This is a genomic window from Serinicoccus hydrothermalis (genome assembly GCF_001685415.1).
Classification (GTDB): Bacteria; Actinomycetota; Actinomycetes; order Actinomycetales; family Dermatophilaceae; genus Ornithinicoccus; species Ornithinicoccus hydrothermalis.
The window spans coordinates 2058262-2078264 of sequence record NZ_CP014989.1 but is presented as its reverse complement, the minus strand read 5'-3'; the positions used below and the strand labels follow the sequence as shown (position 1 = coordinate 2078264).

Below are 20003 nucleotides of genomic sequence, written 5' to 3'. Positions count from 1 at the left end.
CAGATCCAGGGTAGTCGGCCTGCCCGTGCGGGCGTGCCGTCGCTCCCGATCCGGGCCGGGCCCACTCGTTACAGTGGGGAGATGACCACCACGCCTCCCCGCCAGCACCTGGGGACGCGTCGGTTGCCGTCGGTCAACGAGACCTCGGCCGGCGGGGTCGTCATCGACGTCGTGGAGGGACGGGCCCGGATCGCCATCATCGCCCGGCGCAACCGCTCCGGACGGGTCGAGTGGTGCCTTCCCAAGGGCCATGTCGAGCCGGGCGAGACGCTGGTGCAGACCGCCGAGCGCGAGGTGGCCGAGGAGACCGGCATCGAGGGCCGGGTGCTCATCACCCTCGGCACGATCGAGTACTGGTTCACCACCCCGTCCCACCGGATCCACAAGATGGTCCACCACTACCTGCTCGAGGCGACCGGTGGCCACCTCACCATCGACAACGACCCCGACCACGAGGCGATCGACGCGGTCTGGGCGCCGCTGGACGAGGTGCACCGCAAGCTCACCTTCCCCAACGAGCGCCGGATCGCCCGCGAGGCGTGGTACCGCCTCACCCGGAGCGCCTGAGACGTCCGTGACCAGAGTCCCTGCCCGCGCCCCGGGGGCGGTCCGCTCCCGGACCCTGCCCGTGCTCGCCCTCCTCGCCGCCCTGACCGCGTCGTCCCTGCAGCCCGGACCGTCGGCTTCAGCCGCCGACCTGCGGCAGGGTCCGGTCGCGACCAGTGCCGCCGACGACGTCGCCGTGGTGCTGGACGACGTCGACCCCGTCGTCGTGACGCCGGGGGAGGCGGTCACGCTCACCGGGCGGCTCATCAACCGCGGTGAGACGTCGCACCGGGTCACCAGTCTGGGCGCCAGCGTGTCGTCCACGGGGCTGACCTCCCGCCGCCAGGTCTCGCAGTGGCTCGACGACGGACGGGACCTCGACGGTCCCGTGCTCGCACTGGGCGACGACGACGTGGGCCCCGTGGTGGCCCCGTCCCAGGCGGTCCCCTTCCAGGTCGAGGTGCCCCCGGAGGTGACCGAGGACCTGCCGTCCGCCGCCCAGGTGCTGCCCCTCGTCATCAGCGCCGGGGAGGACGGCGAGGCGCAGGAGGGTGCCGGCCCGGTCCGGCTGCGGACCACCCTGGTCAGTGCGGGGACCGAGGAGATCCAGACCCCGCTCGACACCTCCTGGGTCGTGCCGCTGACGCTGCCGCCGGACCCCGACCTCCTCAGCCCGGTGGAGGAGGTGCACGCCGCCGCGTGGCTCTCGGCGATCGGCGAGGACTCCGCCGTCACCGGCTGGCTGGACGACCTGCTCCTCCCGGGCGTCACCTATGTCGTCGACCCGGCCGCGCTGGTGGGGCTGCGCCCCGCACCGCCGCTCTTCACCCCGGAGGCGGCGCAGGACACCGACCCCACGGAGGGCGACCCGGCACCGACGCCGGCCCCGGAGGGGACGACGGCCACACCGAGCGCTCCGGCGGATGCCGGGAGCGCGACCGGGACGGTCCCGGCCCCCGTCCCCGACGACGACGCGAGCACCCAGTCGGCGACGCCGGAACCGACCGAGGACGAGCCGACGACCCCGGCGACCGCCGCGGACGTGGAGCAGGCGCTGGGGACGCTGCGCACCCGGTTGGCCGGCCTGCCGGACGACCAGGTGTGGTGGCTGCCGAGCAACGACCCCGACCTGGTGCAGCTGACCCGCCACGCGGTGCCGCCGGCGCAGGCGGGCGGACTCCTGGCCACCTCACCGGTGGGCGCCACGGACACCCTGGCACCTCTGCTCGGCACGGGCCGGCACGACGTGGCCTGGCCGCTCGCCCCGTCGCCGAGCGGCGACCTCATGACGCGGATGGTCGAGCTCGTCGACTCCGCTCGGGAGCAGGACGGGACCGGCGAGGACCTGGGTGTGGTGATCCTCCCCCGGGAGAGCTTCACCGCGGACAGCGCGGCCATGCCACGGCGAGGTGCCATCCCGCTGCAGGAGGCCGACGGGGTGACCGCCCTCGGTGTCGACTCCTGGACCTCCGCGCTGGTGGCGCAGAGCCAGGACGTGGCCGAGCTGCGCGGCTCGGGGGCCGCGGCCCAGCAGCTCCTGGCCCACACCCTCGGCACCTACCTCGAGGCACCCGGCGACCCGCGGGAGCTGGTCGTCGCACCCCCTCGCCCATCCCCCGCGCCGCCCGAGGTGCTCGGTCAGCTCAGCGAGGGCTGGCGGGCCGCGCCGTGGCTGCGACCGGTGAGCGCGCAGGACCTGGTGGAAGGGGCCCAGGGCAGCGAGGCGCTGCGGCTCACCGGCGAGGCGCCCCAGGAGGCGGTGCTGGGTGATCTCGTGGACCTCCTCGGGCCGGGGCAGTCCCCGCTCACCGACGAGCGCGCCGCCGCGCTGGGCACCACGGCGCAGGAGCTGGACGACCTCGAGGGCGTGCTCCGCGACACGACCGCCACGCAGTCCTGGAGGTCGGTGCTCAGCGCGTTGTGGTCGGGCCGCTGGCGGTCGGAGGAGACGGGGTGGACCACCGCCCGGTCGGTGCTGCGCGAGGACGTCGGCTCGACCCGCGAGGGCGTCGCCGTGCGTCCCAGCACCGTCAACTTCCTCACCGACCAGGGGGAGATCAACATCACCGTGGTCAACGAGCTCGGCGTGGCCCTCGACGACCTCGTCCTCGAGGTGGTCGCGTCCAACGGGCGGCTGCAGGTCATCCGCCAGCCCGATCCGGTCAGCATCGGCGCGGACAGCCGTGCCTCGGTGTCCTTCGAGGCGCGGTCCATCACCCGGGGCGAGACCGAGCTGACCGCGACGCTGAGCACGCCGGGAGGGACCACCCTGGGCGAGCCCGTGCCGATCGACGTGCGGGTGCAGCCCACCGGCATCTGGGTCTACTGGGTGCTCGGGGGTCTGGCCGGGCTGGTGCTCGTGCTCGGCCTGGCACGCGCCGTCCGGCAGGGACCGCGGGTGTCGGCACCGGCAGCCGCCCCGACCGGTGGGTCGGCGGACGAGGAGGGTCGATGAGCGAGCGGCAGACCTCACCGACCCGGTCGACCGCCGGGTCGAGCTCCTCCCTGGCGCGCTCCAGCGCCGTCATGGCCGGGGGAACCCTGGCCTCGCGGCTGCTCGGCATGGCCCGCATGGCGCTGCTGGGCATCGCGATCGGTGTGCTCACCCCGGCCGGCAGCGTCTGGGACACCGCCAACACCATCCCCAACACGATCTACCTGCTCCTGGCCGCGGGGGTCTTCAACGTCCTGCTGCTCCCCCAGCTCACCCGGGCCATGACCCGGGGCCGCGAGGGGCAGGAGTACAGCGACCGGCTCATCACCGTCTCGGTGTCCATCCTCGTCGTCGCGACCGTCGTCTTCGTCGCGGCGGCACCGCTGGTCACGAAGGTGTATGCCCTCTCCTGGGCCTGGGACGACCCCAAGCTCCAGCTGGCGGTCCTCTTCGCCTACCTGTGCATCCCGCAGATGCTCTTCTACGGCCTGCACACGATCCTCGGTCAGATCCTGGCGGCCCACCACCGCTTCGCCGCCTTCACCTGGAGCCCGGCGCTGGCGAACGTCATCGCCATCGTCGGCATCGCGATCTTCATGCGTCGCTACCCCGATGCCGGCACCCTGCCGCTGCAGGACTGGACCGGGGGCATGATCGGGCTGCTCGCCGGCTCGGCCACGCTCGGGATCGTCGTCCAGGCGCTGGTCCTCTTCCCCGCGGTCCGCGCGACGGGCTTCCGGTGGCAGCCGCGGTGGGGGTTCCGCGGCGTCGGCCTGGGGACGGCCGCCGTCATGGCCGGGTGGGCGATCGCCGACATGGCCGTCTCCCAGGGCGGCATGCTCGTCGTCACCAACCTGCTGAGCAACGTCATCGACGAGGTCCCGGACGCACCCGGCAAGATCACCTACACCTATGCCTTCTCCCTCTTCGTCCTGCCGCACTCGCTGATCGCGCTCTCCCTCCTCACCGCGATCTACCCGGTGCTCTCCAAGGACGCCGCGGCGGACGACCTGAGCTCCATGGCCGACCACACCAGCCGTGGGCTGCGCCTGCTGGGTGCGGCCATGGTGCCCATCGCCCTGGGCATGATGCTGCTGACCCCGCTGCTCGTGCGGGTCGTCTACTTCGGCAGCAGCCCCGCCGAGCACCGTGCGGTCGCCGCGATCGTGCTGGCCATGGTCGTCGGGCTCGTCCCCTACGGCGTCTACCTCCTGTGCTCGCGCGTGTTCTACTCCTTCGAGGACGCCCGCACCCCCTTCCTCTTCCAGGTGTCCATCACCTCCGTCCTGCTGCTCGTGTGCCTGGTGGCGGCCTTCGCCCCACCGGCCAGGGTCGCCGTCCTGCTGGGCCTCGGGCAGGCGCTCGGCCAGGGCACCGCGGCGGTCCTCGGCCTCCGTGCGGCCCGGCGCCGCCTGCCGGAGCTGGGTCTGCGCCGGACGGGCGCGACCTACCTGCGGGCCGCGGGCGCCGCGCTCATCGCCCTGGTGCCCGCCTGGGTCGTCGTCCGGGTGCTGGACCGGGGTGCCCCCCCGGACCCGTCCTCCATGGATCCGCAGGGGGTCAGCGCCTTCCTCAGCGCGGCCCTGACTTTGACGGTGGCGGGGCTGGTCTACCTGGCCGTGTATGCCCTGCTCGCGCACCGCTTCGGCGTCCGCGAGGTCACCGACGTCGCCGCGCCGGTCCTGCGCCGCATCCCGGGGCTGCGACGCCTCGCCCCCGCGGGCGGGGTGCCGCTGGTGGACGTCGAGGAGCCGGCGGCGGCCGCCGCGGCGGGCCCGCCGGTGGACCCGGGCGGTGCGGCACCCCCCACCGGCGCGGCGACGTCGGACGAGGACGCTGCTCCCGGCACACTAGGGTGGGACCGCGATCACCGCAGGCCAGGAGAGGACAGCAGCATGGATCGGCTCGAGGTCGGCACCCGGCTGGGTGACCGCTACGTCCTCGACGAGCTGCTGGCCGAGCGCGAGGGCGGCGGGCTGGAGTACTGGTCGGCCCGCGACGCCACCCTGGGTCGCCTGGTGGCGGTGACGGTGCTGCCCTCGCAGGGCGAGTCCGCGGAGATCGCCGAGGCCGTCCTGGACGGTGCCCGTCGGGTGGCCTCCGTCGACGACCCCCGGCTGGTCCGCGTGCTCGACGTCGGTGAGCGGGACGGCCTGTGCTGGATCGTCGAGGAGGGGTTGTCCGAGGCCGAGTCGCTGGCCTCGCTGGTCGAGCAGCACCCGGTCCCCGCGGAGGAGGCCCGGCGCATCGTCGGCGAGAGCGCCGCTGCCCTGGAGTCGGCGCGGCGACGCGGCCTGCACCACCTCTACCTCAACCCCCACTCGGTCCTGCGCACGACGGACGGGACGGTCAAGGTGTCCGGGGTCGGGGTCGCCTCCGCGCTCGAGGGCACCGACGACGTCACCGCCGACGAGGCCTCCCTCATCGATGCGGCCGACCTCGTCTCGCTGCTCTACACCGCGCTCACCGGCCGGTGGCCGGGCGAGGACCTGGCCGGGGTGCGACCCGCCCGCCGGCTGGCGGACGGCACGCTGCCCGCACCCTCGGAGCTGGTCTCCGGCGTCCCCGGCGACCTGGACGCCCTGTGCCGGCTCGCGCACGGGTCGGAGGCCGACCTCCAGTCGGCCCCGCACACCCCGGGTGAGCTGGCGCACCAGCTCTCGCCCTGGGCCTCGGAGATCGTGCGGGCCGCGCGGCCCGACGAGCTGCAGCCGCCGCGGGGCACGCGGGGCGAGGACCACCGCGCCGAGGACGCCCTGCGGGGCACCGCCGGGGCCTCCGCCGCCGCGACCGCCGCACGCCCGAGCCACGCCGACGACAGCCCCCAGGCCTCCGGGGAACCGACCGACGAGGTGCCCCAGCCCTACTACCGGACGCAGGGTCGCTCTGCCGCGGGCTCGGGGTCGGGCGCGCAGGCGGTGCCCGAGCGACCCGGGAACCGGACCGACGACACGATGGGCGGTCTCCTGCGCGGCGGTGAGGCACGCCAGGAGAGGGCCGACCGGGCGCAGGCTGCCGCGGGCGCCACCGCTCTCGCCACGCAGCGGCCCGAGGACGACGACGGGCTGCGCGAGGAGCGCGGCACCGGCGCGCAGACGGCCATGGTCGTCGTCATCATCCTGGCCCTGCTGGCGATCGCCCTCTTCCTGGGCTGGAGCGTGCTGCGCGGCCTCGGGGGCGGCGACGAGGACCCGGCCGGCGCCGGGGCGACCAGCCCTCCCAGCGCCAGCGAGCCGGCTGCCGACGAGGACGCCTCCACGGCGACGGGCGAGACCCCGACGGAGGAGGGCAGCACCGAGCAGGCCCCGGAGCCTGCCGCGGCGGTCGCCGTCGAGGGGATCACCTCCTTCGACCCCGAGGGGGACGGGGACGAGCGCAACGACCTGGCGCCGCTGGCCGTCGACGGCGACGAGGGGACCGAGTGGACCTCGCACACCTACCTCTCGCCCGGGTGGGGATCGCTGAAGAACGGCACCGGCCTCATCCTCGACCTCGGGGAGGACGCCACCGTCAGCGAGGTGGAGGTGGTCCTCGGCGAGGGTGACATGGGTGCGACGCTCTACCTCTCCGACAGCCCCTCCCTCGAGGACGCCACCGAGCTGGGCAGCGACGACGCCGCGGAGGGCACCTGGACGGTGTCCCCGGACGAGCCCGCCACCGGTCGCTACCTCATCCTGTGGTTCACCCGGGCCTACACCGCGCCCGAGGGCGAGATCGTGCGGGTGGCCGAGATCACCGTGCGGTGAGCTCGGCGGGGATCGTGACGGGGACCGAGCTCGCGGAGCTGGACGACCTGGCCCTGCTGCGCCGGCACCAGGACGGGGACGCCGACGCCTTCGGGGAGATCTTTCGACGGCACCGGGACCGCATGTGGGCGGTGGCGCTGCGCACGGCCCGCGATCCCGAGGTCGCCGCCGACGCGGTCCAGGACGCCTTCCTCAACGCCTTCCGGAGAGCGCACTCCTTCCGCGGGGACGCACAGGTCACCACCTGGCTGCACCGCATCACCGTCAACGCCTGCCTGGACCGGCTGCGACGCCAGCGCCCCACGGCGGACCTCGAGGACCACGAACCCGTCGACCCGCGCGACCGCCACCGCTCGGTCGAGGTGCGGCTGGACGTCCGTGACGCCCTGGACCAGCTCCCCGAGGGCCAGCGCCTCGCCCTCGTGCTCGTCGACATGCACGGCCTGAGCGTCGCCGAGGCGGCTCAGGTGCTGGAGGTGGCCGAGGGCACGGTCAAGTCACGGTGCTCGCGTGGGCGTGAGGCCATGGCGAGGATCCTGCAGCTGGGGGAGGACGCATGAGGCCCGCGCTCGTCCGTGGCGCCGGCCCCCGTGGTCGAACCACCTGGGGAACCCGTCCGGCGTCCTGCTCGTCGTACCCCCGTGGGCCGCGCTGGGCGCGCCCGGCCCCGTCGGACACCGTCCCGACGACACGAGGAAGGAGGACCCGGTATGCCGCCGCACCCGCCACACCCTGAGGCTGGCGATCCGCACCCTGCGGAGGAGCACGACCCGACCGGTGTCCGGGCCCTCCTCGCCGGGCTGCCCGACCCCGGACCCATGCCCGCCCACCTCGTCGACCGGATCACCGCACGACTGGAGGTCGAGCGGGAGCACCGCGACAGTGCGGACCACCCCCTCGCCGCCTCGGCCGACCACGTCGTCGACCTCGCGGCGGAGCGTGGTCGTCGCCGTCCTGCACGGACCCTCGGCATCCTCACCGCCGCCGCGGCGGGGCTGGCCGTCACGACGGTCGCCTTCACCCAGGTCTTCGGGGGTGGCGGCGGCGTCGACCACGGTGCCGTGGCGCAGTACCCCTCGCGGGCCGAGGCCGGTGCCGACGACGCCGGGGCCGCCGATCAGGGCGGCGACGGTGCCGACGGGGGCCCGGGCGCGGGGTCGCAGGAGGAGTCCCAGGAGGACTCCTCGGCGCTCGACCGCCCCGACGCCACGAGCATGGCGGGCGCCGACACGTTGGTCACCGATGTGACGACCCCCACGCTGCTCGCACCGCTGGGCGAGGTCCCCACCGAGGACTACGCCCTGGTGGTGCACGAGGCGAGCGAGCGCGTCGCCTCCGAGCCCGACGCCGCGTCCCAGGGCGCCGCGGGCGAGCTCACCCACGCCGCGGCGCTCCAGTGCTGGGGCGAGGTGGAGCAGCTGGAGGCCGACGCGCCGTGGTCGGACCGCTTCGCGGCGACGGCCACCCTCGTCGGCGAGGGTGGCAGCACCGAGGAGGTCGTCCTGCTCCTCGGGCTCGAGGGTGACCGGGGTCGTGCCTGGGCCGTCCCGGCCGACTGCATGACCAGTGCCGGAGTGGCACCGCTGGACCCGGCCGGTGAGCGGGTCACAGCCCCCTGATCTGCACCTTCTCGCGCCCGGATGGTGGTGGGCGGTGCCTCTCGGCGGGGTGGAACAACGACGTCCTAGGATCGGTTGACCCCATGTCGCCGTCCACAACATCTCGACCCCTCCAGGAAGGCCCCCATGAGCATCGACCTGATCTCCGGCATCGGCGGTCCCGCCCCCGGCGGCGACGACGCGACCCCTGCGCTGCGGGAGGTCATCGTCATCGGGTCCGGTCCAGCGGGCTACACGGCTGCGGTCTACGCCGCGAGGGCCAATCTCGCACCCCTCGTCTTCGAGGGGTCGGTCACCGCCGGCGGGGCGCTCATGAACACGACCGAGGTCGAGAACTTCCCCGGGTTCCCCGAGGGGATCCTCGGCCCCCAGCTCATGATGGACATGCGCGAGCAGGCCGAGCGCTTCGGTGCCGAGCTGGTCCGGGACGACGTCGTCGAGGTCGACCTGACCGGCCCGGTCAAGCGCGTGACGGACGCCGACGGCACGGTCCACGAGGCCCGCGCGGTGATCCTGGCGATGGGCTCGGCCTACCGCGAGCTGGGGATCCCGCGCGAGCAGGAGCTCTCCGGCCACGGTGTCTCGTGGTGCGCGACCTGCGACGGTGCCTTCTTCCGCGACCAGGACATCCTGGTCGTCGGGGGCGGTGACTCCGCGATGGAGGAGGCCACCTTCCTCAGCCGGTTCGCCCGGTCCGTCACCGTGGTGCACCGCCGCGACGAGCTGCGGGCGAGCAGCATCATGGCCGAGCGGGCCCGGTCCGACGCGAAGATCGGTTTCGCGTGGAACTCCGCGGTCGCCGAGCTGCACGGCACGCCCAAGCTGAGCACGGTGACGCTGAGCGACACCCGCACCGGGGAGACCCGGGAGGTCGAGGCGACCGGCCTGTTCATCGCGATCGGCCACGACCCGCGCAACGAGCTCGTCCGTGGCCAGGTCGAGCTCGACCCCGAGGGTTACGTCGTCGTCCAGGGTCGCGGCACGGCCACCGACGTCCCCGGCGTCTTCGCGTGCGGTGACCTGGTCGACCACACCTACCGGCAGGCCATCACCGCAGCCGGCACCGGGTGCGCCGCGGCCCTCGACGCCGAGCGCTACCTGGCCGCCCTCGACGACACCCTGGACGAACCACAGCTTGTCACGACATCCGTTGCGAGAGAAGGAGATTCATGAGCATCACCAATACGACAGACGCGACCTTCACCGAGGACGTGCTGCAGCACGACGGGCCCGTCCTGGTGGACTTCTGGGCCCCCTGGTGCGGGCCGTGCAAGATGATCGCACCCATCCTCGAGGAGCTCTCCGAGGAGTGGGGCGACAAGCTCAAGGTGGTCAAGCTCAACACCGACGAGAACCCCGAGACCACCGGGAGCTACGGCATCACCGGGATCCCGACGATGCACGTCTACTCAGGTGGTGAGGTCGTCAAGACCATCGTCGGGGCGCTGCCGAAGAAGAAGCTCGCCTCCGAGCTGGAGCCGTACACCGCCTGACACTCAGCGACAGCGTCAGCGGTTGTCCACAGCCGTCCACGGGGTTTGTCCACAACCCTGTGGACGGCTGTTTGCGTGGTGCGTCGGGCTTGGTCCGGTCGGCCTGGATCAGCGATGATGGACCCCTCATGACATCGGATGCTCAGCCCCTGGGATGGCCCCTCTCGTCCTCGGTCCCGCCCGTCACCTGGCAGGACCACCCGTCCTCCCCGGTGGGCTGGCCCGCCGGCAGGCGAGCGGAGGCGCGCGACAGTCACGTTTCACGGGAAACAACGGAGCGGGTGAACAATCTGTCGGCCGAGGCACCTGGGTCTGCCGACGATGTTTCACGGGAAACGACCACGATCGCCCAGCTCGACGACGTGCCCGCACGGCGACCATGGACCGGGACCCGCATCATCACCGTCTCCAACCAGAAGGGCGGCGTCGGCAAGACCACGTCCGCCGTGAACCTGGCGGCTGCGATGGCGGAGAGCGGCCTACGGGTGCTCGTCATCGACATGGACCCGCAGGGCAATGCCAGCACCGCCCTGTCCATCCCGCACTCCAGCGGGACGGCCGGCATCTACGACGTCCTCATCGAGGGAGTTCCGCTGGCCGACGTCGTGCAGCCCTGTCCGCAGGTCCTCGGGCTCTCGTGCGCGCCCGCCACCATCGACCTCGCCGGCGCGGAGATCGAGCTGGTCCCGCTCGTCGCCCGGGAGAACCGTCTACGGCGCGCACTCGCCACCTACCTCGAGGGGCAGGCGCAGGAGGTCGACCTCGTCGTCATCGACTGCCCGCCGAGCCTGGGACTGCTGACGGTCAACGCCCTGGTCGCCGCGCGCGAGCTGCTCATCCCCATCCAGTGCGAGTACTACGCGCTCGAAGGGTTGAGCCAGCTGCTGAAGAACGTCGAGCTCATCCAGCAGCACCTCAACTCCGACCTGCAGGTGTCCACCATCCTGCTGACGATGTTCGACGGACGCACGAGGCTGGCCTCCGACGTGGCCGAGCAGGTCCGGGAGCACTTCGGGGACCGCGTGCTCCGCACCGCCATCCCCCGGTCCGTCCGCATCAGCGAGGCGCCCAGCCACGGGGAGACCGTCATCACCTACGATCCGGCCAGTAGCGGCGCCCTCTCCTATGCCGAGGCCGCCGCCGAGATGCGCACGACCAAGGAGTCGGCATGAGCGAACGACGTCGAGGTCTGGGACGAGGCCTCGGAGCCCTGATCCCTCCGGCGGCCGAGAGTGAGCGGGAGCGTCCCCGGGACGTGTTCTTCTCGCGTGCCGCGCAGGAGACGCCGACAGAGGAAGGACGTTCCACGGGAAACACTGGTCTCCCGGAGGCCGTGGGGAAGACGGACACCGCTCACGTTCCGGACGCCAACGACACCACCAGCCCCACCGGTAGCACGGTCACCTCTGGTTCCACGGGAAACATCGAGCAGGACGACTCCTCGCTCGCCCCGGTCCCGGGTGCGGTCTTCGTGGAGATCCCCGTGGACCACATCCGTCCCAACCCGCGGCAGCCTCGCGAGGTCTTCGACGAGGACGAGCTCGCCGAGCTGGTGGCCAGCATCCGGGAGCTGGGGGTCCTCCAGCCGGTCGTCGTCCGCAGGACCCCGCCGCAGGAGGTGGAGGAGGGAGCGCCCGCCTACGAGCTGGTCATGGGCGAGCGACGGCTACGTGCCTCGCAGGCCGCCGACCAGGCGACGATCCCCGCCATCCTGCGCGCCACCGAGGACGAGCACATGCTCCGGGACGCGCTGCTGGAGAACCTCCACCGAGCGCAGCTGAACCCCTTGGAGGAGGCAGCGGCCTACCAGCAGCTGCTCGAGGACTTCGGGTGCACCCACGACGAGCTCGCCGGACGCATCGGCCGGTCCCGCCCGCAGATCAGCAACACCATCCGGCTGCTGAAGCTGCCGCCGATGGTGCAGCGCCGCGTGGCCTCCGGCGTGCTCAGCGCCGGCCACGCCCGCGCACTGCTCGGGCTGCCCGACGGGGCGGCCATGGAGCGGATGGCCCAGCGCATCGTCGCCGAAGGGCTGTCCGTGCGCTCGGTCGAGGAGATCATCACCCTCGGCTCGGACGACGCGCCGCCCCGCCGCCGGCGTGGCGCCGCCGTCCCCGCGCCCGACCTGGCCGAGGTGGCCGACACCTGGTCCGGACGCCTCGACACCCGCGTGCAGGTCTCGATGGGTCGGCGCAAGGGCAAGATGGTCATCGAGTTCGCCGGCAAGGACGACCTGGACCGCATCCTGGACCTGCTGGAGCAGAGCGCTTCAGCAGACTGAGAGCGCCCATCGCGACACCGCGAAGGATGGGTCAGCGACGTCGGCGCCGCGAGCGCCCCGTCCTTCCCTGTGAACCCCGTGAAGCCCGTGGTCCCTGCGGCCTTTCCTGCACGCCCTCCGGCTCGGAGGGGCGGACCACCTCGACGACCCGCACCGGCCCCGCTGCCGTGCCCTCGGCGAGCAGGTGCAGGCGGGAGTCCTCGACACGGTGCCGCCGCAGCACCTGCCCCGCCTCCTCCAGCTCCCGGGCCGCCGCCTCACCCTTGAGCGCCAGCAGGCGGCCACCCGCCGGGAGCAGCGGGAAGGACCAGCGCACGAGCTTGTCCAGCGACGCCACGGCCCGGGCCGTCACCACGGGGGCGATGAGGCTCCCGGCCAGCTCCTCGGCCCGGCCGCGGTGGACCGAGACGTTGCCCAGGCCCAGGTCCTCGACGGCGCGCTCCAGCCAGGTGGTCCTGCGCAGCAGGGGCTCGACGAGATCCACGTGCAGGTCGGGTCGGGCGATCGCGAGGACGATGCCGGGCAGACCGGCCCCGGAGCCGATGTCGATGACCGAGGAGTCCGGGGCCAGGAGGTCACCGGGGACGGCGCAGTTGACGAGGTGCCGGTCCCACAGGCGCTCCGTCTCCCGCGGACCGATCAGCCCGTGCTCGATCCCGGTGGTGGCCAGCAGCTCGGCGTAGTCCTGCGCGAGAGGCAACCTCGCCCCGAAGACCTCGAGCGCCTGGGGCGTCGGCTCGGGCGCGCGGCGGGACGGGCCCATGGCGAGATCAGTCAGCGGGCAGGACGACGACGTAGCGGGAGGGCTCGTTGCCCTCCGACTCCGAGCTCAGCCCCGCAGCCAGCACCTCGTCGTGCACGACCTTGCGCTCGAAGGCCGTCATCGGCTCGAGCTCCTGCCGCTCACCGGACTGCTTCACCGCCTCGACCGCCTCGCGGGCCTGGGTGACCAGGACACGGCGGCGGTCGGCACGGTAGCCGGCGACGTCGAGCATCAGCCGGCTGCGCTCGCCGGTGCTCGCCTGCACCGCGAGCCGGGTGAGCTCCTGCAGCGCCTCCAGGACCGAGCCGCCCGGTCCGACCAGCCGCCGCGGAGCCGCGCCGTCCTCGGAGTCGACGAGGGCCACGGCCGCGCGGTCTCCGTCGACGTCGACCTCGAGGTCCCCGTCGAGGTCGGCGATGTCCAGCAGGGTCTCCAGGAAGTCCGCGGCGACCTCGCCCTCCCGGACGAGGTGCTCGGCGCCCTGGTCGGCCGTCGAGCCGCTGGCACTCCCGTGGTCCTCGGTCGCGGCCGAGGTAGATGTGACATCGGTCACATCCTGAGTCTCGGTGTTGGTGTCGCTGTCGTTCGTCGTGGTCATGCGCTCTCCTACGTCAGGTGGGGTATGGCTGGGGGCGGGCCGGTGCGACGGCACCGCCTCAACGCTTCTTCGTGCGCTTCTTGCTCTTCGGCTGGGTCCGCTGGCCCGAGGTCCGCGCCCGGACCTCCGCCTGCGCGGCCTCCCGCTCGGCCATGAAGTTGGGGTTCTTCAGCTGGACCCCGGTGGCGGCCCTGCCCTTGCGGGCCATGCGGGCCTTGTACTTCTCCTCGGCCGGGGTGTTCGGGGCCGGCATGTTCCGGATGACGAAGAACTGCTGGCCCATCGTCCAGAAGTTGCTGACCGTCCAGTAGACCAGCAGGGCGACCGGGAAGTTGACGCCGGTGACGGCGAAGACGACCGGCAGCACGTAGATGAGAATCTGCTGCTGCCGCGCCATCGGGCTGTTCAGCGCCTCCGGCGACATGTTCTGCCGCATCAGCTGGTGGCTGGTGATGAACTGCGTGCCCGACATCACGATGATGAGCACCAGGGAGAGGATCTTGGCGGACAGGTCCTGGTCGTGCAGGAAGGTGGACGTCAGGCCCGCCCCGAAGATCTCCGAGCCCGCCATCTTGGCCGCCAGCTCGCGGGTGAACAGACCCAGCGGCTCGATCTCTCCGACGCTGACCGTCTCCGCGGTGTTGAGCAACCGGAAGAGCGCGAAGAAGAACGGCATCTGGACCAGGATCGGCAGGCACGCACCGAACGGGTTCGCCCCCGCCTCCCGGTAGAGCCCGAAGGTCTCCTCCTGGAAGGCCTTCTGGCTCGCCTGGTCCTTCTTGCCCTTGTACTTCGCCTGGATCTTCATGAGCTCCGGCTGCACGATCTGCAGCCGGCGCTGGCTCTTGATCTGCCGGATCATCAGGGGCGTCAGCAGCGCGCGCAGCGTGACGACCAGGCCGACGATGGCGAGCACCCAGGTCCACCCGCTGGTGTCCGGGAGCCCCAGCCGGGTGAGCAGCCACTCCAGGCCGACGAGGATCGCGGAGTCGAACCAGATGAAGGGGAACAGGATGGTGTCGAAGAATCCCATGGAGTCCTCAGTCTCGGCGGGGGGCGAGGGGCTCGCCGCCCGGGGTGGTCGTCGGAGCGTGCTGCTCCCGGATCGTCTCAGGTCGGGCGCGGGCAGCCGCACCGGGAGGCGGTGGCACGTGGTCGACCCCACCGGCCGCCCACGGGTGGCAGCGCAGCACGCGGCGCACGGTCAACCAGCCGCCCCGCAGCAGGCCGTGCCGCTCGAGGGCCGTCACCCCGTAGGCGGAGCAGGACGGGTAGTAGCGACAGACCGGGCCGAGCAGGGGCGAGATGGTGAACTGGTAGAGCCTGATCAACCACACGAGAGGACGAGTGAGCACGCTGCGGGGTTCCCCACGAGCGACGCCACCACGATGCACGTCGCGCAGCTGCCCGCTCATGCGACCCGCTCCATGACCCGTGCCAGGCCCTCGTCGAGCGCTCCGGCGAGCTGCTGCGTGCTCGCCGCTGCCGCCGGTGGCAGGGCTCGCACGACCAGGTCCGTGCCGTCCGGAAGGTCCTTCAGCCGCTCCCGCACGAGGGAGCGGAGGCGCCGGCTGGTCCGGTTGCGCACCACGGCGTTGCCGACGGCACGGGACACGACGAGGCCGACGCGTGGGCACGGGGACGACGCGTCGTCGGTGGCGCTGACCGCGGGGACGGAGACGTGCACGACGAGGAAAGGGGTGCCGGCCCGACGTCGCCGCCGCCCGTCACGGCTGCCCCGCAGCACGGACCTGAAGTCCTGGCTCGAGGTCAACCGGTGCCGGCGTGGCAGCATCGCAGCCGGAGGACCGCTCGGTCGCGCTCAGGCCGAGAGGGCGGAACGGCCCTTGCGACGACGCGCGGCGAGGATGCCGCGGCCCGCGCGGGTCCGCATCCGCAGACGGAAGCCGTGCTTCTTGGCGCGACGGCGGTTGTTCGGCTGGAAGGTGCGCTTGCTCATCGGTGCTCCGGTCGGGGTGGTGACGGACGGGTCGGTGATGCCGGCTCGGCCGCCAACGGAAGCCCGTCATCGTCAACGAGGACGCTGCACGGGCAGGCGAAAGCGGCCGAAAAACGGCCTGCTCCACGGTACGGGAGCGGGTCCACACCGGTCAAACGCGCGAGCGTCCAGCGGCCGAGACACCCGAACCGGGCATCCTCACCGACCCGATCAGCAGGTTCGGCGGCGACACGCCGAGGAGGCACGGATCCGGTCGAACCGGTCACTTGCGGGGCCGCGGTCACGCTTGTTAGCGTCGGCGCTTCCGGCAGATCTCCACCGCTTCGTCCACACCCTGTGGACAACTTTGTGGACAACTGTTCTTGTCGACGTCCGGTCCGTTTCCGAGAGGGGCTGAGCCCACCCATGTCCCAGCCCACGACCACCTCCGAGGACGTCTGGGCCCGGGTGGTCGACCAGCTGGAGACCGCGGGTATCAACGCCCGGGAGCGTGCCTTCCTGCAGCTCACCCGGATGGTGGGGGTCATCGACACGACCGTGCTGCTTGCGGTGCCGTACCCGCACACCAAGGAGATGCTCGAGACCAGCCTGCGCCAGCCGATCGAGGACGGCCTGTCGCGCGAGCTCGACCTCGAGATCCGGGTGGCCATCACCGTCGACGACGCCCTGCGCGAGCGGGTCGAGGAGGAGGCGGACGACGAGGCCGACGACACGTCGGGCGGCGCCACCACCCGCGAGTCCCTCACCAGGCCAGCCTCGGCACCCAGCTCCAGCACCTCCGCCGACCCTGCCCCCGACGACGCCCGGTCCAGGGCGACCAACGGCATACCCCGGCCGGCCACCCCGGCCGGTCCGGCCGTGACCGGGGCGGCCGACGAGGCCCGGCTCAACCCGAAGTACACCTTCGACACCTTCGTGTCCGGCCCCTCCAACCGGTTCGCGCACGCCGCGTCGCTGGCGGTCGCCGAGTCCCCGGCGCGCGCCTACAACCCGCTGTTCATCTACGGCGAGTCCGGTCTGGGCAAGACCCACCTGCTGCACGCCATCGGGCACTACGCCCGCAAGCTGTACCCGGGGGTGCGGGTGCGCTACGTGAACTCCGAGGAGTTCACCAACGACTTCATCAACTCGATCCGCGACGACAAGGCCGGGGCGTTCCAGCGGCGCTACCGCAACGTGGACTTCCTCCTCGTCGACGACATCCAGTTCCTGCAGGGCAAGGAGCAGACGGTCGAGGAGTTCTTCCACACCTTCAACACGCTGCACAACAGCGAGAAGCAGGTCGTCATCACCTCCGACCAGCCGCCCAAGCGGCTCTCCGGCTTCGCCGAGCGGATGCGGAGCCGGTTCGAGTGGGGTCTACTCACCGATGTGCAGCCCCCTGACCTGGAGACCCGCATCGCCATCCTGCGCAAGAAGGCGGCGCAGGAGGGTATGCAGCTGCCGGACGAGGTCCTGGAGCACATCGCCAGCCGCATCTCGACCAACATCCGCGAGCTGGAGGGTGCCCTCATCCGGGTCACGGCCTTCGCCTCGCTGTCCTCGCAGCGCGCGGACGCCGACCTGGCGGCGCACGTCCTCAAGGACATCGTGCCGGGCAGCGACACCGCCCAGATCACCGTCTCGACGATCATCCGCGAGGTCTCCGAGTACTTCCAGATCACGATCGACGAGCTCTGCGGCACCTCCCGGTCACGCACCCTGGTCAACGCCCGCCAGGTGGCGATGTACCTGTGCCGGGAGCTGACCGACCTCTCGCTGCCGAAGATCGGGCAGGAGTTCGGCGGCCGGGACCACACCACCGTCATGCACGCCGAGCGCAAGATCCGGGCTCAGATCGGTGAGCGTCGCGCGCTCTACGACCAGATCGCCGAGCTCACCGGCAGCATCCGCCGCGCCTCCCAGCGCTGAGCCGACCCCACGTTGTCCACAGCTGTGGACAACCCTGTGCGTTGTGGCTCAGCGTTCACCTTCGTCACACCCGTCCCGACGACCGGGCTCCCTCGACGCCTCCCCGCCTCGCTGCGGCCTGTGCAGGGGGTGTGGACGACGTGCGGATCGTCGCAGGTCAGGCTGGGGATGAGTGGTGCACGGCGACGGAACCCGTGGGGACCGCCGGCGTCCGTCCCCAGACGGGGAGCCGCGTCTCCCAGGGTGTCCACCGGGCATACACAGTCCGAACGCGCCCGGATCGGCACGCCGACCAGCCATGACATCCCTCCATGGCCCTGTTGTCCACAGGATCCACAGGCCCGATGACGATGACGAGTTCCTGGTCATCCCGGGTGATCCTCCTCCGTCCCTGGGGACGTGCTGCAGCGCGGTGACGGCGGACGTGGCAGAGTTGCCCCGAAGACCAACATGTCCGGAAGGTTCGAGGTGTCGTGAAGTTCCGTGTCGAGCGCGATGTGCTCTCCGAGGCGGTGGCGTGGGTCGTCCGCGGCCTGTCCAACCGCCCGCCCGTCCCGGTGCTGGCCGGTGTGCTGCTCACCGCCGACCCGGAGGGCACGTTGACGTTCTCCGCCTACGACTACGAGGTGTCGGCGACCGTCACCGTCGAGGCCGAGGTCTCCGAGGGGGGACAGGTGCTCGTCCTCGGCCGGCTGCTCGCGGACATCGCCCGCAACCTGCCGGCGAAGCCGGTCGAGGTGTCCACGGACGGGAGCAAGGTCTCCCTCACCTGTGGCTCGAGCCGGTTCTCGCTCATCCAGATGCCGGTCGCGGACTACCCGCAGCTGCCGGGCCAGGCCGAGGCCAGCGGCTCGGTACCGGGGGACTCCTTCACCCAGGCCGTCAACCAGGTCTCCATCGCGGCGGACCGCGGTGACACCCTGCCGATCCTCACCGGCGTGCGGGTCGAGATCGCCGGCGAGAAGATCACCATGCTCGCCACCGACCGCTACCGGCTCGCCCAGCGCGAGCTCACCTGGTCCCCGGGCATGACCGATGCCGACCACGTGTGCCTCATCCCGGCCCGCACCCTCTCCGAGACCGCGAAGTCCCTCGGCGCAAGCGCGTCGGTGGACCTCTCCCTGGGCGAGGCCGGCCGCGGTGACGGGCTGGTCGGGTTCGAGGCCGGCCAGCGACGCACGACCACCCGCCTGCTCGACGGCGAGTACCCCAAGGTCACCTCGATCTTCCCCTCGTCGGTGGACTCCGTCGCCGTCGTCGACACCCAGGCCTTCATCGAGGCGGTGCGCCGTGTCGCGCTCGTCGCCGAGCGCAACACCCCGGTGCGGTTGCGCTTCTCCGACGGCCAGCTCGCGATCGAGGCGGGCACCGGGGACGATGCCCAGGGCAGCGAGGCGGTCGAGTCCACGCTCGAGGGGCCGGAGATCGAGATCGCCTTCAACCCGCAGTTCCTGCTCGACGGGCTGAACGTCCTCGGTCAGCCCTTCACCCGGCTGTCCTTCACCCAGCCCTCCCGGCCGGCGGTCATCTCCGGCCAGGCCGAGCTGGAGGGCGAGGCCGACGACAGCTACCGCTACGTCCTCATGCCCGTGCGCTTCGCCGGCTGAGGGTTCTCCGCCGCACGCCTGTCCGGATTCGACCAAGGAGGAGCACATGAAGATCGGCATGATCGGGCTGGGCAAGATGGGCAGCAACATGCGCGAGCGGCTGCGACGCTCGGGCATCGAGGTCGTGGGCTACGACCTGGACGAGAACCTGCGCGACGCGGACAGCATCGAGGAGATGGTCGAGCAGCTCGAGAGCCCCAAGATCGTCTGGGTGATGGTGCCGCACGGCGACCCCACCCGGTCCACCGTGGAGAAACTCGGCGAGCTGCTGCAGGAGGGTGACCTCATCATCGAGGGCGGCAACTCCAAGTACACCGAGGACCGCGAGCTGGACGCGATCATGGAGCCCAAGGGCATCGGCTACGTCGACTGCGGCGTGTCCGGCGGCATCTGGGGCCTGGACAACGGCTACGGCCTCATGTGCGGCGGCCGCGACGCCGACGTCGAGCGGGCCATGCCCGTCTTCGACGCGCTGCGGCCCGAGGGGCCCCGCGAGGAGGGCTTCGTGCACGCCGGCGAGGTCGGGGCGGGCCACTACGCCAAGATGGTGCACAACGGCATCGAGTACGGCCTCATGCACGCCTACGCCGAGGGCTTCGAGCTCCTGCTCGCCAAGGACATCGTCAAGGACGTCAAGGGCTGCTTCCAGGCCTGGAGCCGCGGCACCGTCGTCCGCTCCTGGCTGCTGGACCTGCTCGTCACCGCGCTCGACGACACCCCCGAGCTCAAGGGCATCGACGAGTACACGACCGACTCCGGCGAGGGCCGCTGGACCGTCGAGGAGGCGATCGAGAACGCCGTGCCGATGCCGGTCATCAGCGCCGCCCTCTTCGCCCGTTTCGCCTCCCGGCAGGAGAACTCCCCCGCCATGCAGGCCGTCGCCGCGCTGCGCGGCCAGTTCGGCGGGCACGCGGTGAAGATGCTCGACGACGAGAGCAGCCGCGACCCCGAGCAGGTCGAGGTGCACCAGGGAGCCGAGGCCCAGCGTCCCGACCCGGGCGAGTCCCGCCCCGGCGACGGGTCCTGAGGCCGGCCCCGCCGGCGA

General features: G+C 72.1%; 18 protein-coding genes. 12 read left to right on the top strand and 6 right to left on the bottom strand.

What is annotated here, in order from left to right:
* Window positions 1-81: 81 nt before the first annotated feature.
* The 9 genes from SGUI_RS09600 (at window position 82) to SGUI_RS09560 (ending at window position 12119) form a co-directional block, all read left to right on the top strand.
* Complete coding sequence (locus SGUI_RS09600) at window positions 82-567, top strand: NUDIX hydrolase (protein ID WP_066639304.1); 486 nt, start codon at window positions 82-84, stop codon at window positions 565-567.
* Window positions 568-574: 7 nt separating this feature from the next.
* Window positions 575-3001 carry a DUF6049 family protein gene (locus SGUI_RS09595; protein WP_157621796.1) on the top strand — a complete coding sequence of 809 codons (2427 nt, stop codon included), beginning with the start codon at window positions 575-577 and terminating at the stop codon, window positions 2999-3001.
* On the top strand, window positions 2998-6726 hold the full coding sequence (locus tag SGUI_RS09590; protein ID WP_066639300.1) for a lipid II flippase MurJ: 3729 nt from the start codon (window positions 2998-3000) through the stop codon (window positions 6724-6726). Before SGUI_RS09595 ends, SGUI_RS09590 begins: the two co-directional genes overlap by 4 nt.
* A 14-nt stretch (window positions 6727-6740) precedes the next feature.
* A complete protein-coding gene (sigM, locus tag SGUI_RS09585; RefSeq protein WP_237141320.1) occupies window positions 6741-7286 on the top strand; it encodes an RNA polymerase sigma factor SigM in 546 nt (181 codons plus the stop codon).
* A gap of 150 nt (window positions 7287-7436) precedes the next feature.
* Window positions 7437-8345 carry a hypothetical protein gene (locus tag SGUI_RS09580; RefSeq protein ID WP_066639296.1) on the top strand — a complete coding sequence of 303 codons (909 nt, stop codon included), beginning with the start codon at window positions 7437-7439 and terminating at the stop codon, window positions 8343-8345.
* Window positions 8346-8471: 126 nt separating this feature from the next.
* The gene (trxB, locus tag SGUI_RS09575) at window positions 8472-9518 is read left to right on the top strand and encodes a thioredoxin-disulfide reductase (protein WP_066639294.1); all 1047 of its coding nucleotides are present in this window, start codon (window positions 8472-8474) and stop codon (window positions 9516-9518) included.
* Complete coding sequence (gene trxA, locus SGUI_RS09570; protein WP_066639292.1) at window positions 9515-9838, top strand: thioredoxin; 324 nt, start codon at window positions 9515-9517, stop codon at window positions 9836-9838. The genes trxB and trxA overlap by 4 nt, the downstream gene beginning before the upstream one ends.
* A gap of 281 nt (window positions 9839-10119) precedes the next feature.
* Complete coding sequence (locus SGUI_RS09565; protein WP_418313999.1) at window positions 10120-11010, top strand: ParA family protein; 891 nt, start codon at window positions 10120-10122, stop codon at window positions 11008-11010.
* Window positions 11007-12119 (top strand): ParB/RepB/Spo0J family partition protein, encoded by a 1113-nt coding sequence (locus SGUI_RS09560; protein ID WP_066639289.1) that lies wholly within the window; start codon window positions 11007-11009, stop codon window positions 12117-12119. The genes SGUI_RS09565 and SGUI_RS09560 overlap by 4 nt, the downstream gene beginning before the upstream one ends.
* Before the next feature lie 31 nt (window positions 12120-12150).
* Here the strand turns inward: SGUI_RS09560 and rsmG are convergent, their stop codons facing one another.
* The 6 genes from rsmG to rpmH form a co-directional block, all read right to left on the bottom strand.
* Window positions 12151-12882 carry a 16S rRNA (guanine(527)-N(7))-methyltransferase RsmG gene (rsmG, locus tag SGUI_RS09555; RefSeq protein ID WP_066639286.1) on the bottom strand — a complete coding sequence of 244 codons (732 nt, stop codon included), beginning with the start codon at window positions 12880-12882 and terminating at the stop codon, window positions 12151-12153.
* A gap of 7 nt (window positions 12883-12889) precedes the next feature.
* Window positions 12890-13480: a Jag family protein gene (locus tag SGUI_RS09550; protein WP_066639283.1), complete on the bottom strand. Its 591-nt coding sequence runs from the start codon at window positions 13478-13480 to the stop codon at window positions 12890-12892.
* A gap of 58 nt (window positions 13481-13538) precedes the next feature.
* Entirely contained in the window at window positions 13539-14513 is a 975-nt protein-coding gene (yidC, locus tag SGUI_RS09545; protein WP_066639280.1) for a membrane protein insertase YidC, read from the bottom strand.
* A gap of 7 nt (window positions 14514-14520) precedes the next feature.
* Window positions 14521-14817 (bottom strand): membrane protein insertion efficiency factor YidD, encoded by a 297-nt coding sequence (gene yidD / locus SGUI_RS17685; RefSeq protein ID WP_237141319.1) that lies wholly within the window; start codon window positions 14815-14817, stop codon window positions 14521-14523.
* A 74-nt stretch (window positions 14818-14891) separates the two neighbouring features.
* A complete protein-coding gene (gene rnpA / locus SGUI_RS09535; RefSeq protein WP_237141318.1) occupies window positions 14892-15227 on the bottom strand; it encodes a ribonuclease P protein component in 336 nt (111 codons plus the stop codon).
* A gap of 75 nt (window positions 15228-15302) precedes the next feature.
* A complete protein-coding gene (gene rpmH / locus SGUI_RS09530; protein ID WP_066639274.1) occupies window positions 15303-15440 on the bottom strand; it encodes a 50S ribosomal protein L34 in 138 nt (45 codons plus the stop codon).
* Between the two features lie 405 nt (window positions 15441-15845).
* On the opposite strand from rpmH, the gene dnaA reads away from it, so the two are divergent.
* From dnaA to gnd, 3 genes are all read left to right on the top strand, one after another.
* A complete protein-coding gene (dnaA, locus tag SGUI_RS09525) occupies window positions 15846-17351 on the top strand; it encodes a chromosomal replication initiator protein DnaA (RefSeq protein WP_066639273.1) in 1506 nt (501 codons plus the stop codon).
* A gap of 473 nt (window positions 17352-17824) precedes the next feature.
* A complete protein-coding gene (gene dnaN / locus SGUI_RS09520; RefSeq protein WP_066639271.1) occupies window positions 17825-18958 on the top strand; it encodes a DNA polymerase III subunit beta in 1134 nt (377 codons plus the stop codon).
* 46 nt (window positions 18959-19004) lie between these two features.
* A complete protein-coding gene (gnd, locus tag SGUI_RS09515) occupies window positions 19005-19985 on the top strand; it encodes a phosphogluconate dehydrogenase (NAD(+)-dependent, decarboxylating) (protein ID WP_066639268.1) in 981 nt (326 codons plus the stop codon).
* The last annotated feature ends 18 nt before the right edge of the window (window positions 19986-20003 follow it).

Bases quoted from the DNA above. Each gene is read 5' to 3' on its own strand.
- yidC (WP_066639280.1), bottom strand. From the start codon at position 14,513: ATGGGATTCTTCGACACCATCCTGTTCCCCTTCATCTGGTTCGACTCC.
- dnaA (WP_066639273.1), top strand. From the start codon at position 15,846: ATGTCCCAGCCCACGACCACCTCCGAGGACGTCTGGGCCCGGGTGGTC.
- SGUI_RS09550 (WP_066639283.1), bottom strand. From the start codon at position 13,480: ATGACCACGACGAACGACAGCGACACCAACACCGAGACTCAGGATGTG.
- SGUI_RS09590 (WP_066639300.1), top strand. From the start codon at position 2,998: ATGAGCGAGCGGCAGACCTCACCGACCCGGTCGACCGCCGGGTCGAGC.
- SGUI_RS09600 (WP_066639304.1), top strand. From the start codon at position 82: ATGACCACCACGCCTCCCCGCCAGCACCTGGGGACGCGTCGGTTGCCG.
- SGUI_RS09580 (WP_066639296.1), top strand. From the start codon at position 7,437: ATGCCGCCGCACCCGCCACACCCTGAGGCTGGCGATCCGCACCCTGCG.
- trxB (WP_066639294.1), top strand. From the start codon at position 8,472: ATGAGCATCGACCTGATCTCCGGCATCGGCGGTCCCGCCCCCGGCGGC.
- rpmH (WP_066639274.1), bottom strand. From the start codon at position 15,440: ATGAGCAAGCGCACCTTCCAGCCGAACAACCGCCGTCGCGCCAAGAAG.
- trxA (WP_066639292.1), top strand. From the start codon at position 9,515: ATGAGCATCACCAATACGACAGACGCGACCTTCACCGAGGACGTGCTG.
- gnd (WP_066639268.1), top strand. From the start codon at position 19,005: ATGAAGATCGGCATGATCGGGCTGGGCAAGATGGGCAGCAACATGCGC.
- SGUI_RS09560 (WP_066639289.1), top strand. From the start codon at position 11,007: ATGAGCGAACGACGTCGAGGTCTGGGACGAGGCCTCGGAGCCCTGATC.
- rsmG (WP_066639286.1), bottom strand. From the start codon at position 12,882: ATGGGCCCGTCCCGCCGCGCGCCCGAGCCGACGCCCCAGGCGCTCGAG.